Here is a 14195-nt window from a genome sequence, read left to right on the forward strand (position 1 = left end):
AGGGCGTCGACCATTCCAAGGAGGGCGTTATGAACGATCTTTCACTCCGTCAGCATATTCTGGATGAACTGGAGTTTGATCCCAGGGTCAACGCCGCCGAAATCGGCGTGATCGTCGAGAAGGGCATCGTTACGCTGACAGGCCATGTTGGCAACTATGCCGAGCGGGAATCGGCCGAGCGGGTCGTTAGCCGGGTCAAGGGCGTCAGGGGGATCGCGCAGGAAATCGAGGTGCGGATATTCGGCGCGGCCGTGACTGACGACGATGACATCGCCGCCAGAGCCGTCAAGATGCTCGATTGGGACGTGTGTGTGCCGAAGGACGCCGTCCAGGTGAGGGTTTTCAAAGGCTGGATCACGCTCACCGGCAAAGTTGAGTGGCAGTATCAAAAGGACGCGGCCTACGCCTCCGTGAAGAGCCTTGCCGGTGTTGTCGGCGTCTCCAATCTCATCGAAATCAAGCCGAAACTGAGCGCTACGGACGTAAAGAAACGCATCGAGGATGCCTTCGAACGGGACGCGGAAATCGAATCCAACCATATTAGCGTCGATGTGCAGGGCCGAAAGGTCATCCTGTCGGGCAAGGTCGCCACCTGGTCCCAACGCCGCGCGGCCGAGCGTGCCGCTTGGTCGGCACCCGGTATCAGCACGTTGGAAGACCGCCTGACGATCGCATGATCGGCCTCGGCAAGTGGTCTCCCGTCGGAATGCCGCGCCAAGCGCCGCCATTCCGACGTCGGCGCCTGCTCAGCTGTGCATCAGCGTTCCCCAGTTCCGATAGAAGATGTAAGCGGCGACTGCGAAGATCAGCACGGCGAACAGGCGGTTGAGGATGTTCTTGTAGCCGCTTAGTCGTGTGGCGACCAGCATGCCGAGCAAACCGCCGGTGATGCCGCCCCCGATGAACTCCGCGGCAAGCCACCAGTCCACCAGTCCTGAACTAGCATAATTCAACGCCGTCGCTAGTCCGAACGCACCGACGGAGAGCAGAGATGTCGCGATCGCGTTGATCATCGGCATGCCTGTCGCCAGCATCAGGCCGGGAACGATCAGGAAGCCGCCGCCGATTCCGAAGAAACCGGATGCAGCGCCGGCGGCGAGTGCCACGGCCGCAGTGGCGAGGCACATCTTGAGGTCGACCGGCCGGCATTCTGCCGTCACCGCCTTGCGGGGCTTGAGCATCAAGGCGCCGACGACGACCATCAGGACTCCGAACAGGAAGATCAGACGGCCTCCGTCCATCGCCTTGCCGAGGCTGGATCCGGCGAGCGCTCCGAGAACGCCAAGTGCCGAGAAGACGGCTGCGCAGCGCCACCAGACATGCCCCTTGATCGCGTGGCTTGCAAAGTTCGCGAACGCGTTCACCGAGACCGCAAGCGCGCCCGTTCCGATTGCGATATGAGGCTGGCTCACACCAACGACGTAGAGGAGCAGCGGAGTGGCCAGAATGGAGCCTCCGCCGCCGAGCAGGCCGAGCATGAACCCGACGATCCCGCCGGAGCCGACTACCGTGAGGATGGAGGTGCTCATGCCCGTCTGCTCCATACTCTGTCGTACAAGGTCATCCCGACCAGCATGGCGATGACGAACAGGACGGTTTGCGGAATACCGACCGACAGGGAGGCGACGGCCGGGCCGGGACAGAAGCCGCCGATCCCCCAGCCCAGGCCAAATAAGGCCGAGCCAACGACCAGCGGCGCGTCGATCCGCCGGCTCGTCGGAACATGGAAGCTGTCGTCGAAGGCAGGATGCCGTATCCGGTTCATCACCTGCACGCCAACGAAGGCGATGGCGACGGCGCCGCCGAGAACGAAGGCGAGGCTCGGATCCCATGCGCCGAAGACGTCGAGGAAGCCTTGGATGCGAGCCGGGTTCAGCATGCCGGAGAGCGACAGGCCTAATCCGAAGACGACGCCGGAGACGAGAGCGGCCGCGAACCGGTAGATGTTCCTGTTCATATTCCAAGGCTCCGCAAAACTGCGACGGCGACCACGCCGGCCGTCAGAAAAGTAGCGACGGCCACCATGGAGCGCGGCGACAAGCGGGCGAGACCAAGCACGCCGTGCCCGCTCGTGCAGCCGGAGCCCATCCGCGAGCCGAAGCCGACGAGCAGCCCCGCGACGATGATGAGCGGCCAGCCTGCGGTGATTTCGACCACTGGCCAATCGCCGAAGACGAGCAGGTAGGCAATCGGCCCGAGCAGCAGCCCAAGCACGAAGGCAAGATTGGTGGTCATTCCGACGCCCTGAGCGAGATGCCCGACAATCCCGCTGATCCCAGCGATCCGACCGTTGAGAAGCAGAAGCATGGCAGCGGATAAACCGATCAGCATGCCGCCGGCCAGAGATGGGAGATAGGTGTTCATTCTTCTTCCTTCACGCAGAAGATGTCATAGAGGGCGGCGACCAGTCGGGCAGCCTTTGCCTCGGTCAGGCGGTAGAAGATCTGCTTTCCTTCCCGCCGCGTTTCGACGATGCCGGAGCCACGCAGCACGGTCAGGTGCTGCGACAGATGCGGCTGGTGCACGTCGAGTTTCTCTTCAAGTTCGCTGACCGAATACTCGCCCTCAATGAGCGTGCAGACGATCATCAGGCGGGCCGGATGGGACAGCGTCTTCAATAGATCCGCAACTTCGCCGGCCCGGCTGGCCATTTCGGCGCGGCCAAGCCCCGCCTTCATCACCGCCTTCAGATCGGACGTCATTCCCATGCTGCTCCCTCCAATGCATCGAGTGGAAATTTGAGGTAGCGCTTGCCGTTGGCTTCAGGCTCCGGCAGGCGGCCGCCGCGGATGTTCACCTGCAGGGCGTGCAGGATGAGCTTCGGCATTGGCAGCGTCTTGTCCCGCTTCGTCCTGAGCGCCACGAATTCTTCCTCCGTCACGCCGGCAAGATGCGGGTTGGACTTCTTCTGGTCGGCCACCGTGCTTTCCCAACGGGGTGCACGGCCCTTTGGCTGATAGTCGTGGCCCGTGAAGATCCGCGTCTCGTCGGGGAGGGTGAGGATCTCCTGGATCGAGTTCCATAAAATGCGGGCATCGCCCCCGGGGAAGTCGGCGCGCGCCGTGCCGCTGTCGGGCATGAAGAGCGTGTCGTGCACGAAGCCTGCGTCGCCGATCACATAGGTGATGGAGGCGAGCGTATGTCCGGGCGAGAACAGCACCTTGGCATCGATCGAGCCGACCTTGAAGGTTTCACCGTGGGCGAATAAACGGTCCCATTGCGAGCCGTCGGTCGCAAGTTCAGGCCAGTTGTAGATGCCCTTCCACAGCTTCTGGACGTCGACGACGCGCTCGCCGATGGCTGTCGGAGCCCCGGTCTTCTCCTTAAGATACTGGGCGGCCGAGAAGTGGTCGGCATGCGGATGGGTATCAAGGATCCACTCGACGGTCAGCCCCCGGCTGCGGACGTACTCGAGGATTGCGTCGGCATTGGTGGTCGCTGTCGCGCCCGCCTTCTCATCGAAGTCCAGGACCGGATCCACGATGGCGCACTTGCCGGTCGCCGGATCGGACACCACGTACTGGACGCTCCAGGTGCGCTTGTCGAAAAAGCCCTTCACCTGCGGTCGGCGCGCGGCATGTGACTTAAGCCAAGCTGCGGCGCCGCTTGCGTCAAAACCCCGGACGCGTCCGAACTCGACGACCGCGTCTGCAGACATCCGGCCGTCAAGAACCTCACCGATCAGGTAGAGGCTGAGCGATCGGGTGCCGGTCTTGCAATGGGCGAACACCGGCCCTTCGGATTCGTCGACTGCGCGCTGAAACGCACGGACGTCCGCCTCGGTGATCGTGCCAAGTGTGACCGGAATGAATGCGTAGGACAGGTTGCAGTGCTTTGCTTCCAGGCTTTCGCACTGCGTTCCCGGCTGGGCAGAATCGTCATCGTCCGGCCGGTTGTTGATCAGTGTCCTAAAGCCTCTGCCATAAAGCGACTGGATGGTCTCGATGCTCGGTTGCGGCGAGACCGACAGTTTCTCGGATATTGCGGTGACAGGCATTGCCAACTCCGTGTTAGGCTTCATTATATATTATAATAAATTATATAATGAGACATCTTCAAGGTCGGGCGCGGAACTTTTTTTGTCGCCTCGTGATTCCCATGCGCCGAGAGGAGAAACCGGCCGAACTTGTCGTCCCAGTGCTCAAGGTCGCTAGGCGATGCCGTCCTTTGTCAGTAAGAGCGACAGTGCAACCACGCCATGTCAGCGTGTTAGGAGCGATTTCGTTTAAGACGACGATGTCGATCCGCTGGCGCACACGACAAAGCAGCCCCCGTAGAATTCGGTGGTTTTAGTCTTGTCCATCGCGACGATGCCGTGATCGAACTTTCTTTCCGGCCCGCCTCAGTGCGCCATGAGAATTGGGATGCGGGTCTCCTCGATCATGCTACGGGTCACCCCGCCAAACAGCGTTTGCTGCCAGCGTGGATGGCTGAAGGCGCCCATGACGATAAGATTGGCGGCAACATCGACCGCGTGTTGCCTTAGGACTTCGTCCGCGCTCCGCCCGCCGCTGGCCAGGCGATCCACCTGCACTTTGACACCGTGGCGGGCAAGGTAGGCTGCAATGTCGGCTCCCGGCTCCTCGCCATTCGCCCTCATGCTGGCGACCGGGTCGATCAGCGTGATGTAAACCACGTCCGCCTGTTTCAGAAGCTCGAGCGATTGGCGCGCCGCACGAGAGGCTTCATTGCTGGAGTCCCACGCGACGAGGATTGATTTTGCAGCTGAGGAGATGGCGCGCGGGCCGCGATTGATGAGGATGGGAGTTGGCGTTTGGAAGAGAGCGCCGTCGAAGACCCGCTTGCGAAGGTCTTCGTCATCGGCGGCCTGCCGACCGACGAGCACGACATCCGCGTAAAGCGCCCGTTCCGCTATGTCCTGGTCGGCCCATGCAAATTCCGTATAGACATGGTCGACATCGCAGGACAGGTCCGCGCGGCCAAGTATGTCTTTCACCCTGTCTGCGGCTTCTACAAGTTCCTCGATCTCGCGCTGCCGTTCGTCGAGCCAGACGGTCGACATGGCATTGTATTCGCTTATCGCCCCCGCTGAACCCATTGAAATGACGAGCGCGCTGAGATGCGCTCCGTAGATCTCACAGAATGCGGCCGCCGCCTTCAGATCTTCATCGAAATGTTCGACGTTGAGAATGCTCAATACCGTCTTGATTGTCATCGCGATCACCTCTTGGCTGAATGCGATGAGAATATTCTCTTCTGCTGGACGGTCTTTGACCTTCATCAACGTTTGCGCGCCGCACTACGGATATCGTTGTGGGACTAAGGAAGCGATGTCGTATCGCCATCTGAAGGCTGGACGAACCCAGGTTTCGTCAAAAGTGCCTCTCGCTCGCGCATCTGAAGATCGAGGTGCGCGGTGCCAGGTGGAGATTACAGGATCATTGTGCCGTGTCGAAAGCGATTGCCGGCAGCCGAGCCAGCAAGGGGCTTGCAGATGCAGGATTCGATCATCGCCGGACAAAGGGAGATGCGCTATGCTGACTGTTGAACGAGACAACAAGCGCGGAGGCGAGTGCTTCGCGGTGCCGACAATCGGAGAAATCGAGGGCAAGCTGCTGGTCTACGAAACGATTACCGTCGCCTGCCTGCAGGAAATCCTCAAGCACCCGGACACGCACGACCTTTCCGCCTTCCGCGAAACGATCGCCCGGAAGGTTTCCTCCGGATGCAAGAACTTGAAGCTTTGCGGCGACGACATGAGCGCCACTTGCGAATATGCGCTCCAGGTGTTTGATGAAGCTGCAAGGCGGGCGGCTGGCAAATGATATGAAGAGCGCGGGGTGAAGCACGTCGGCCTGACAATTGCTGCGACGGCTTCGGCTAAACGCGCTGGCATCTAAGCGGCGCGCCGCCGGGGTCTGTCGTCTTTCGAAGATTCACGCCCGGCGGAGGCACTGGCGCAAGATCGGCGGCCGGATCGGTTGAGATTGACTGCAATCCTCAGCTTGCGTTTTCGGCCTCGAGTTGCGCGGCGGCCTCGAACATCATTTCATTCGTCACCGCACGAAGCTCCTCTTCGTCAACGGCTTGGCGTGGGAAGCTGGATGGAGCGGTGTCATCACCGCTCAGTATTGGTCGGTTCAGGGACGGGAAGCCCAAAAGAGCAAGCCGAACAAGCGGCAGTAACCAGAAAGAGCCTCGTCACATAGCCTTAGCCAAACGCTGCGAACTTCGTCCCCTTTTTGACGCTGGTCAAACTGCGTTTTTCCTGCACGTCTACAATAAAAAAATACTCAAAGGCAGGAGGGCTCAATGAAGAGCGAGATCATTCCCCACGACGCATGTGTTTTGGTTGCCGACGGAAAGAAGGCTCTTTTGTTGCGCAACATCGGGACAGCTTATCAGCTGATGCTCGAAGTCGAGCAGGTCATTGAAGCGAGCGCCAACCCGCCCAGCCATGAACAGGGAACGGACCGGCCAGGTCGGACCTGGGCGGGGAGCCATCGCAGCAGCGTCGATGAGACCGACTTTCACGACTTGGAGGAGCAGCGTTTTTCGACAATCGTAGCAGAGCGGCTTGAGACCATCTGCGCGGAAGGGGCTATCGGCAAACTCGTCATCGCCGCGGCTCCCAAGTCGCTGGCCAACCTGAGACACGCCATGTCTGAAAGCCTCAGCAAGCGCGTCATTGCCGAATACGACAAAGACCTCGTCAATCTGCCAATCGACGAAATTCAGAGGCACCTTGTCTCAGAGCGCTGACGAACGGAATAACGGCTCGTCGGCGAGTTGTCGGGGGCGCCAATAAGGATGCTGTCCGCTTGGCGAGGTTGCCGGTCGGCGGCAGATGGTCGTGTGATTGTTGACGGATCTTCCGAACGAGCTGCATCTGGCTCCGCTGCCGGTTTCAATCTGACAAGAGCAGATGCTAACTCGTTGGAAATGCGTGCTGGCGCGGACCCGCTCCGTTTCAAACGGCGGCGGGAATTTCCAGCCATGTTTCAGCGGACTATTTCTCAGGAATCCGGCTTGGGTCTCGACATCGACGCCGGATATTGTGGGATAAAGCCAAACGGCAGGCCGCAAACAACTTCTGACGGTGAGTACTTTCATCGCCCGCGCCTTGTCCGGCGCGTGATTCTACCGGTGTTGCCACCTTGCTGGATGAGCTCTCTTAAACGATCGACAGCAACGCTGGCGCGTTTGCGTTTCTCGGTTGATAGCATATCGATTCCGGAACGCCGCCGAGTGCCCTGCTTTGGTGCCACCATGCTCGATTGCGTGTTGATGAGCCTCCTCGGCTAAAGCGGCGCGCGATATCTGTGCGCCGCCTTCGAAGGCACTATTGGATCACGAGGCCTTGATCTCGATCTTCCGCTCATTCTTTTTCGCTTCGGCACTCTTCGGCAGTTTGACCTTCAGGATGCCCTTGGCAAAGCTCGCTTCCACTTTTTGGGCATCGACGCCGTCAGGAAGTTGGAAATTGCGCTGGAATGAGCCGAAGCGGCGTTCGGAGATGTGATATTCTTTCTCTTTTGTCTCCTTTTCTTCCTGCTTCTCGCCGCGGATCGTCAGCATGCCGTTGGACAGCTTGACCTCGATGTTCTTCTCATCGAGCCCGGGCACCTCGGCGGTGAGCTCGAACGCATCGTCCCTCTCGATGACATCGACCGCGGGAACCGTCGGCCAGGCGCCAAGCGCCGGCAGAACGCGCCCGAACAATGGGCGGTCGGACGAACGGCGCGAAAAAGGCGTGAAATCGTCAAACAAGCGGTCGATCTCCGAGCGAAATGCTTCAAACGGGGACCAGAGGTTGCCGGTCGGCAATGCCGACTTTTCCTCGTTCTTGACCGGAAGCTTCGTTGCTGTGTCAGCCATGATTTTCTCCTACGTTTGGCAAAGGAGACTGCATCAAAGCGTCCCAAGGACCTGGTGCAGTCCATGTTCACTCATTAGCGAGCCATTGCATTAGAGCGATGGAATGGGACAACGACATTGACGCGCATCAAACTGTTTGAATAAGACCACACGGCAAACGGGCTCCGAGCGGTCAACCTCCAGCGGAAAGCGATTTTGCATCTTTGGCGGGCATCCCGGTTCCGGCATCGTTCCCGGCGCTCGCCTTCTGCTGGAGCGGGAGACGATCACACCCGCCGATTTTCCCGCAATTCGGCGCGAGGCGGCGGCGATCCTGCCCGTCCAGGGCCAATCTGTGGCATCAAACCGACCGTGACCGAGGAGATGCCATCGGATTGGGTAAGCCAGCCCGCTGTCGGCTCAACGGCTTTCATCAGCATCGGCGTCGACAGGCCGTCACCGAAAGCGCGGTGGTAGCTCCACATTGGATAAGAATTCCTGCCTCGTGAGGAATTCGCCGAAAAGCGTCTTCAACTCTTGTTCCTGTTCATCTCGGATATGCAGCGCGCGGGCGAGCTCGGTAACCTTATAGACCTTCTGAGCGGGCATGCGGGCGATATGGTCCATTTGCATGTCAATCTCCCTCGAAAGAACACCTAAAGTCACGACGCGTATCGCTGACCAGCATGAATCGCGTCATGCAATCTCATTGGGAAATTGAGCTAAATCGTTTGCGGGGGGGCGTCGTTGATCGATCTCAAAGAGCCGGCGCTATCTGACGTATTGTCGATTTGACCGGCATCAATGCTGTCGGCGTCATCGAGCGCAACAGCCGAAAAGACCCGCACAGGCTCATCTAAACCGGTAAAGCCAAGGACTCGCGGCCTCAGTGATCAGGAAAAACTGGAGAAGAGATGATGGTCGAGTAGGTTTGCCTATAGCAGCTTCCGGCGCTAGTCCGTCGGCTCAAGCAAGTCGTCCAGTTTTTCAACCACGGCCCGAACCACATCGGCACGGCTGACGATGCCAACCAACACGCCGTCACGCAGGATAGGAACGCGCTTGATCCCATGTTTCAGCATCAGATCAGCCAACTCTGCAAGAGAGGTTTCCTGATCAGCGGAGATGATGGTCGTGTGCATAATCTCGCGGACGTGCTGCTTGTTGAGGCGGATTTCGGCAAGAAACTCGGGCGCGAGTGTCTCGCCTTCCGCCAGCAGGCGTAGCCATTGCGCTCGCTTACTTTGAAACTGCGCGCCGAAGTGGCGCATCACGTCGCCTTCGCTGACCAATCCAAGCGGCCGGTTATCGGGATCCACCACCGGTACAGCGGTGACGTGATGGATCAGCATGCGCCGAGCGGCTTCGGCCACGGTGGTTTCAGGCGACACCGTAACTAAATCCGTTGTCATTACCGACTTGGCGGGGATCGTCATGTGTACGGCTCCAGCTAAAAGAGAATGAAGGATATCGGATCGGATCGGCGGCCGCCTTGACATACCTCAATGTGCGATGACATGGCGCCCTTCGCGACCGTCGCGCTCCTGCCAGTCCTCGCAATCCGTGGATTGGCGTGCCGACTTTGATGCGGGTCAACGCAGTAGGCTCACCGTCGGTCTAACGTCCTTGTACTGCTGTTGGCAAAGTCTCACAGGTGCAATGAAAGGAGCCTCCGGAGCATATCGATCTTAGCGAGATTGGCCGCCTCGAACGGGCTGGGATGAGGCTGATCGAAGGGACGAACCAGGCAGACGCTTCGGCATGTGGTTCAATCACGCCGATAAAACCTTATGAGAAAAGGGAGGGTTATCACCTTCAAGACATTAGAGGTGCTGCAGTTGGTGCTGGCGATGTTCTTCGGCAGGTGGCGGCATTTTTCAGACCATCGAAAACGGAGCGTCACGTCCATCACCGGCAAAGCGCCAGGGTGTAGTCCAATGTAACGGAGACCTCAGATGACGCCTAACAATAGCGGTTTTGTCATCGGCCCTCTGCGGAAAGACCAGATTGACCGTACTTACGTCATAGCGCAGGCGGCAATGCCTGATCTGACACTTGATTCCTGGCGCCGTGTAAGCGGCGGCTCGGAGCGGCGCAACTTTATCGTGGCGACCGACACCAGGGGGTACTCTCGCGGCCTTTGCCATATTCGCCTCGAAAAGCACCCTGTTGCCGGGCCGCTGTTCGACGTAGCGATCTTCATTGTCATAAGCCCGCTCCACGAACATGAAATCGCGGCAGCCTTGTTTGCATGTATCGAGAGACAGGCGATCGATGAGAAGAGCAAATATCTGCGGTTTTGGACCCTTCGACCCGAGACTTGGAGCCTGCTCGACGATCAGGAGTTCCGTCATCGATGGGACCACGGCGTCATCTATCGCCTTTGATTGCCTTTCCGGGCGGTTCTGATCGTCTGGCAGATGGGAAGGTCGTTACGGCAATACATCGTTGCGCCGACACTTGTTACAAACTGTTACAAATTCGCATTGTCTTTTACACACGCGGCATCCGCATGTCACCCTGAGCCCTTTTATTGGCCTCATCCACAGCGCGGAGGGACGAAGATGCTGCAGAGCGCCACTTTTCATCACGACAAGCAGATCAACAATGCGGTGCTCCTTGGCTCCGAGCCGAATTGCATTCAGGAGCTCTTCAGGAGACAACCTGTCGAGCGTCTGGTCGCCGGCCAGTCCCTTTTTTTCGAAGGCGACGCTGCCAAGCACCTTTTCGAGGTCGTCGAAGGAACCCTCCGCATCTTCAAGATCATCTCGGATGGCCGCCGCGTCATCACAGGATTTCTGCACGCCGGCGACATCGTCGGCGTTTCACTGAAGGACCACTATCTCTACAGTGCCGAAGCCATTACCAACACGAAGGTACGACGTTTCTCGCGCAAGGCATTCGATAGCGAAGTCGCCAGTTCGTCGGAGTTGCGGCCGGAGGTCTTCGCCCGTCTTTGCGACGAAATGGCCGCTGCCCAGGACCAGATGGTCCTGCTGTCCTGCAAGAGCGCCGAAGAGCGGATTTGCACTTTTCTTCTAAGAGAGCTTCTTCGCGCGGTCTCGGAAGGGCAGGCCGATTTCGTGATCGAGCTGCCAATGACCCGACTGGACATCGCCGACTATCTCGGCCTCACCATCGAGACGGTTTCCCGTTCCATCACGAAGCTGACGAATAAAGGCGTGCTTGCGCCTGTGGGACGTCATTCACTTCGTGTCGTGAAGCGGTCTGCGCTTGTGCAACTGTCAGGAAGTGACGACGAATCAGCGGGGGACGGGTGGAAGCTGGCTGCATGTGAAAGGCGGCCGCGCCACTGAGAGCGTCAGCGATGAAGGGAGAACGGCGAGGAGATGACGACTGAGACGGAGCTTGACCAGATTGCCCTGATGTTCGACGGGGCAAACGTGGTCGTTCACGGTTTCGACGGGATAATCGACCGCTGGACCAGTGGCTGCGAGGCTCTCTACGGCTGGCCACGAAAGGAGGCCGTCGGAAAGGTCGTCCACGAACTTCTCGCAACGCAGTTTCCGACACCCTTGGAAGAAATCCGCGAAACCGTTCGAAGGCAAGGGGCGTGGGAAGGGGAGGTGACGCACCGACACAATAACGGGCAAACGCTTTTCATTGCCACGCGCTGGTCTCTCTTCAACCCATCGCTCGGCACAAGAGCGATGATTATCCAAATCAACAACGATGTAACCGGCATGAAGAGAATGCAGGATGATCTGGCGGGGAGGGAAGCACATCTGCGCTCCATCCTGGCTACGGTTCCCGACGCGATGATTGTCATTGACGATGCCGGCAGGATCTCCTCCTTCAGCGCTGCGGCAGAGCGGCTTTTCGGTTATCCCTCCGCGGAAGTCTGCGGGCGCAACGTCAAGATCCTGATGCCGCAGCCGGATCGCGACGCCCATGACGGTCACCTCTCCCGATACTTCATGACCGGCGAGCCCCGGATTATCGGTTATGGCAGACTGGTGACCGGGCAGCGTAAGGATGGTTCGGTCTTTCCGATGGAGCTTTCCGTCGGCGAGGCGGTCACCAATGGCAAACGCATCTTCACCGGCTTCATCCGCGACCTCACGAGCCGCCACAAGACCGAGGAGGAGTTGCGCCAGTCGCAGAAGATGGAAGCGATCGGCCAACTGACCGGCGGGCTTGCGCATGACTTCAACAATCTGCTTACCGTCATCAGGGGCAATCTCGAGATGATCGAGGACAAACTGACCGACGAAAGGCTGCGGCCGCTGCTGCGTGAGGCGCAGGAGGCGGCGGAGGACGGGGCGAAACTTACGGGCCAGTTGCTCGCCTTCGGCCGGCGCCAGCCGCTCAATCCGAAACTCGTCGAGGTCGGGCAGCTTATTTCCGGTTTTTCCGACCTGCTGCGTCGTACGCTCGGCGAGGCGATCGAATTCCGCACCACCGTGATTGGCTCGTCCAATAGTGCGCTGGTTGATGGATCGCAGTTACAGAACGCTCTTTTGAATCTTGTGCTCAACGCTCGAGATGCCATGCCGCGCGGCGGCAAGCTCTCGATCGAGATCTCGCGCGTCAAGCTCGACGCCGATTATGCGCAGATGTATCCACAGGTGCGCACTGGCGACTACGTGCTGATCTCGGTGACGGACACCGGCAGCGGCATGACGGCGGAGGTCAAGCAGCGGGCCTTCGAACCCTTCTTCACGACCAAGGGCCTTGGTTCCGGCACGGGGCTCGGCCTTTCGATGGTCTACGGATTCGCCAAGCAATCCGGCGGCCATATTCAGCTTTACAGCGAGGTGGGCCAGGGAACGACTGTGCGCATCTTTGTTCCGGCAGTTCCCAAGGTGGCAGAGGATGGCGCGGATGAGGAATCGCAGGCTGAACGGTCCCACCCCAACATTCCACGCGGTGTTGAGAGGATCCTTGTCGTGGAGGACGATGCGCGCGTGCGCCGCGTTGCCGTTTCACGCCTCATCAGTGCCGGTTACGAAGTCGTAGAAGCGGCAAACGGTCACGAGGCACTGGACCGGCTTGAGAATTATCCTGATGTCGCGCTGCTGTTCACCGATATCGTCATGCCCGGCGGCATGACCGGCGACGAGTTGGCGGATATCGTGCGGACGCTGAAGCCGGGTATCAAGATCCTTTTCACATCTGGTTATGCCGAGCCGACGATCGCCGGCCGCGAGCTTTCCCTCGCTACAAGCTTGCTGAAGAAGCCCTACACGGCCCGCGAACTTGCGATCCGTCTGCGCGAATTGCTTGATTAATCTCATGGTGAGCATCGGCGAAGGCTCGGTGAAGATCGGCTAAGACTTCCGGTGCAACGGCAATTTTCCGCCTGAGCCGCAAAGGGTCGGATAGGGAAACCTATCCTCCCGTTCGTCAATGGGACATGAGAACTGGCAAGGCCGGTTCGTCCAAGACCCCACCGGTTGCTCCGCCCAAGACAAAGTCTCGCAATCGAGAATGCCCGAATGCTCCCATGACCAAAAAATCGCCGCTCAGATCCAGCGCGGCCTGCTGGATGCTCTGGCCGATGGATGACCCGCTACCTTGGGCAAGCGTTGCCTTGGCATTGATGCCACTCGACCTCAAGATTTCAGCAAGGTGCGTTCCGCTGTCGGCTGTAAGCGATTTTTCGCCAGTGACCGACAGGACCGATACGGTCCGGGCCATCCGGATGAGCTGGTTCGCATCGCTGACGGCGCGAGCGGCTGCGCGGCTCCCGTCCCATGCAATCACCAGATGATCGATCTTGCCGGCGACAGTCCTATTGGGAAAAATGACGGCCGGTCGGCCTGAGCCGAATATGACGGCTTCAGCGACGATGCGGGTGTCCGGAATACTGGCGATACATTCGAGGGTTGCGAGATCGAAGAAACGTGCTTGCGTGGCCGCTGTTTCGTGCAGCGAAGGCAAAGCAGTCTTCAACATTCGAGTAAACACCTTAATTTCCGTGCCTGCGCTCAGATTTTCCGCCGCGGCGATCAGCGTTGCAGCACGGTCACGGCTCAAACTTTCGGCTTGCTCGATCATCTTCGGCGTATCGAGCAGCAGCGACGACCAGGCGTCGGGGATGTGCGGAATCTCAATTCTTTGGGCGCAGACGTGAAGATTTGCGCCGCAGAACTCGGCGAACGCGATGGCATTCGAAATGATCAATCCCGAACTCGGATCGGGATACGTCGCCAGCGGAAGAAAATACTGTGGTGTCATGTCTTCTCCACCTCTCCATCTTTCGCAGTATAATATCTATTTCTCTTCGTTGTCCGCATTGATCTAACGCATGCGCGGACGCCGGTTATGTGTGACCATGGGAGCAATACGGAGCGCTGGAAGCGCGCGCAGTTGCCCATTGACAGGGCCAAGCTCACAATGCCGTTCAGCATGAG

Annotated in this window: 16 protein-coding genes; 6 read left to right on the plus strand and 10 right to left on the minus strand. The window is 59.0% G+C overall.

The window, feature by feature from the left end; genetic code table 11:
* Positions 1-29: 29 nt before the first annotated feature.
* On the plus strand, positions 30-677 hold the full coding sequence (locus FHT82_RS04985) for a BON domain-containing protein (protein ID WP_183726854.1): 648 nt from the start codon (positions 30-32) through the stop codon (positions 675-677).
* A 69-nt stretch (positions 678-746) separates the two neighbouring features.
* Here the strand turns inward: FHT82_RS04985 and FHT82_RS04990 are convergent, their stop codons facing one another.
* From FHT82_RS04990 to FHT82_RS05015, 6 genes are all read right to left on the minus strand, one after another.
* On the minus strand, positions 747-1529 hold the full coding sequence (locus tag FHT82_RS04990) for a sulfite exporter TauE/SafE family protein (RefSeq protein WP_246698054.1): 783 nt from the start codon (positions 1527-1529) through the stop codon (positions 747-749).
* Positions 1526-1957: a YeeE/YedE family protein gene (locus FHT82_RS04995; RefSeq protein WP_183726857.1), complete on the minus strand. Its 432-nt coding sequence runs from the start codon at positions 1955-1957 to the stop codon at positions 1526-1528. Before FHT82_RS04995 ends, FHT82_RS04990 begins: the two co-directional genes overlap by 4 nt.
* Entirely contained in the window at positions 1954-2364 is a 411-nt protein-coding gene (locus FHT82_RS05000; RefSeq protein WP_183726859.1) for a YeeE/YedE family protein, read from the minus strand. The genes FHT82_RS04995 and FHT82_RS05000 overlap by 4 nt, the downstream gene beginning before the upstream one ends.
* Positions 2361-2708 (minus strand): sulfite-sensing transcriptional repressor BigR, encoded by a 348-nt coding sequence (gene bigR / locus FHT82_RS05005; RefSeq protein WP_183726861.1) that lies wholly within the window; start codon positions 2706-2708, stop codon positions 2361-2363. Before bigR ends, FHT82_RS05000 begins: the two co-directional genes overlap by 4 nt.
* The gene (blh, locus tag FHT82_RS05010) at positions 2699-3997 is read right to left on the minus strand and encodes a bifunctional sulfur transferase/dioxygenase Blh (protein ID WP_183726863.1); all 1299 of its coding nucleotides are present in this window, start codon (positions 3995-3997) and stop codon (positions 2699-2701) included. Before blh ends, bigR begins: the two co-directional genes overlap by 10 nt.
* A 345-nt stretch (positions 3998-4342) precedes the next feature.
* Positions 4343-5176 (minus strand): universal stress protein, encoded by an 834-nt coding sequence (locus tag FHT82_RS05015; protein WP_183727316.1) that lies wholly within the window; start codon positions 5174-5176, stop codon positions 4343-4345.
* Positions 5177-5495: 319 nt separating this feature from the next.
* Between FHT82_RS05015 and FHT82_RS05020 the strand changes: the two genes are divergently transcribed.
* Both FHT82_RS05020 and FHT82_RS05025 read left to right on the plus strand, forming a co-directional pair.
* Entirely contained in the window at positions 5496-5786 is a 291-nt protein-coding gene (locus FHT82_RS05020) for a hypothetical protein (RefSeq protein ID WP_183726865.1), read from the plus strand.
* Positions 5787-6273: 487 nt separating this feature from the next.
* A complete protein-coding gene (locus FHT82_RS05025; RefSeq protein ID WP_183726867.1) occupies positions 6274-6723 on the plus strand; it encodes a host attachment family protein in 450 nt (149 codons plus the stop codon).
* A gap of 588 nt (positions 6724-7311) precedes the next feature.
* On the opposite strand, the gene FHT82_RS05030 is transcribed toward FHT82_RS05025, so the two are convergent.
* The 3 genes from FHT82_RS05030 to FHT82_RS05040 form a co-directional block, all read right to left on the minus strand.
* On the minus strand, positions 7312-7839 hold the full coding sequence (locus FHT82_RS05030; protein ID WP_183726868.1) for an Hsp20/alpha crystallin family protein: 528 nt from the start codon (positions 7837-7839) through the stop codon (positions 7312-7314).
* 435 nt (positions 7840-8274) lie between these two features.
* Entirely contained in the window at positions 8275-8451 is a 177-nt protein-coding gene (locus FHT82_RS05035) for a hypothetical protein (protein ID WP_183726870.1), read from the minus strand.
* Between the two features lie 320 nt (positions 8452-8771).
* Positions 8772-9254 (minus strand): CBS domain-containing protein, encoded by a 483-nt coding sequence (locus FHT82_RS05040; RefSeq protein ID WP_183726872.1) that lies wholly within the window; start codon positions 9252-9254, stop codon positions 8772-8774.
* Between the two features lie 519 nt (positions 9255-9773).
* Here FHT82_RS05040 and FHT82_RS05045 point away from each other — a divergent pair.
* The 3 genes from FHT82_RS05045 (at position 9774) to FHT82_RS05055 (ending at position 13070) form a co-directional block, all read left to right on the plus strand.
* Complete coding sequence (locus FHT82_RS05045) at positions 9774-10205, plus strand: hypothetical protein (RefSeq protein ID WP_183726874.1); 432 nt, start codon at positions 9774-9776, stop codon at positions 10203-10205.
* A gap of 177 nt (positions 10206-10382) precedes the next feature.
* Positions 10383-11135 carry a cyclic nucleotide-binding domain-containing protein gene (locus FHT82_RS05050; protein ID WP_183726876.1) on the plus strand — a complete coding sequence of 251 codons (753 nt, stop codon included), beginning with the start codon at positions 10383-10385 and terminating at the stop codon, positions 11133-11135.
* A 33-nt stretch (positions 11136-11168) separates the two neighbouring features.
* Positions 11169-13070: a PAS domain-containing sensor histidine kinase gene (locus FHT82_RS05055; RefSeq protein ID WP_183726878.1), complete on the plus strand. Its 1902-nt coding sequence runs from the start codon at positions 11169-11171 to the stop codon at positions 13068-13070.
* A 115-nt stretch (positions 13071-13185) separates the two neighbouring features.
* On the opposite strand, the gene FHT82_RS05060 is transcribed toward FHT82_RS05055, so the two are convergent.
* On the minus strand, positions 13186-14019 hold the full coding sequence (locus tag FHT82_RS05060; protein ID WP_183726880.1) for a universal stress protein: 834 nt from the start codon (positions 14017-14019) through the stop codon (positions 13186-13188).
* Positions 14020-14195: the final 176 nt, after the last annotated feature.

Source organism: Rhizobium sp. BK275 (assembly GCF_014193555.1).
GTDB lineage: Bacteria > Pseudomonadota > Alphaproteobacteria > Rhizobiales > Rhizobiaceae > Rhizobium.

Coding starts and splice junctions, on each gene's coding strand:
- FHT82_RS04985 (WP_183726854.1), top strand. CDS start 30: ATGAACGATCTTTCACTCCGTCAGCATATTCTGGATGAACTGGAGTTT.
- FHT82_RS04990 (WP_246698054.1), bottom strand. CDS start 1,529: ATGAGCACCTCCATCCTCACGGTAGTCGGCTCCGGCGGGATCGTCGGG.
- FHT82_RS04995 (WP_183726857.1), bottom strand. CDS start 1,957: ATGAACAGGAACATCTACCGGTTCGCGGCCGCTCTCGTCTCCGGCGTC.
- FHT82_RS05000 (WP_183726859.1), bottom strand. CDS start 2,364: ATGAACACCTATCTCCCATCTCTGGCCGGCGGCATGCTGATCGGTTTA.
- bigR (WP_183726861.1), bottom strand. CDS start 2,708: ATGGGAATGACGTCCGATCTGAAGGCGGTGATGAAGGCGGGGCTTGGC.
- blh (WP_183726863.1), bottom strand. CDS start 3,997: ATGCCTGTCACCGCAATATCCGAGAAACTGTCGGTCTCGCCGCAACCG.
- FHT82_RS05015 (WP_183727316.1), bottom strand. CDS start 5,176: ATGACAATCAAGACGGTATTGAGCATTCTCAACGTCGAACATTTCGAT.
- FHT82_RS05020 (WP_183726865.1), top strand. CDS start 5,496: ATGCTGACTGTTGAACGAGACAACAAGCGCGGAGGCGAGTGCTTCGCG.
- FHT82_RS05025 (WP_183726867.1), top strand. CDS start 6,274: ATGAAGAGCGAGATCATTCCCCACGACGCATGTGTTTTGGTTGCCGAC.
- FHT82_RS05030 (WP_183726868.1), bottom strand. CDS start 7,839: ATGGCTGACACAGCAACGAAGCTTCCGGTCAAGAACGAGGAAAAGTCG.
- FHT82_RS05035 (WP_183726870.1), bottom strand. CDS start 8,451: ATGCAAATGGACCATATCGCCCGCATGCCCGCTCAGAAGGTCTATAAG.
- FHT82_RS05040 (WP_183726872.1), bottom strand. CDS start 9,254: ATGACGATCCCCGCCAAGTCGGTAATGACAACGGATTTAGTTACGGTG.
- FHT82_RS05045 (WP_183726874.1), top strand. CDS start 9,774: ATGACGCCTAACAATAGCGGTTTTGTCATCGGCCCTCTGCGGAAAGAC.
- FHT82_RS05050 (WP_183726876.1), top strand. CDS start 10,383: ATGCTGCAGAGCGCCACTTTTCATCACGACAAGCAGATCAACAATGCG.
- FHT82_RS05055 (WP_183726878.1), top strand. CDS start 11,169: ATGACGACTGAGACGGAGCTTGACCAGATTGCCCTGATGTTCGACGGG.
- FHT82_RS05060 (WP_183726880.1), bottom strand. CDS start 14,019: ATGACACCACAGTATTTTCTTCCGCTGGCGACGTATCCCGATCCGAGT.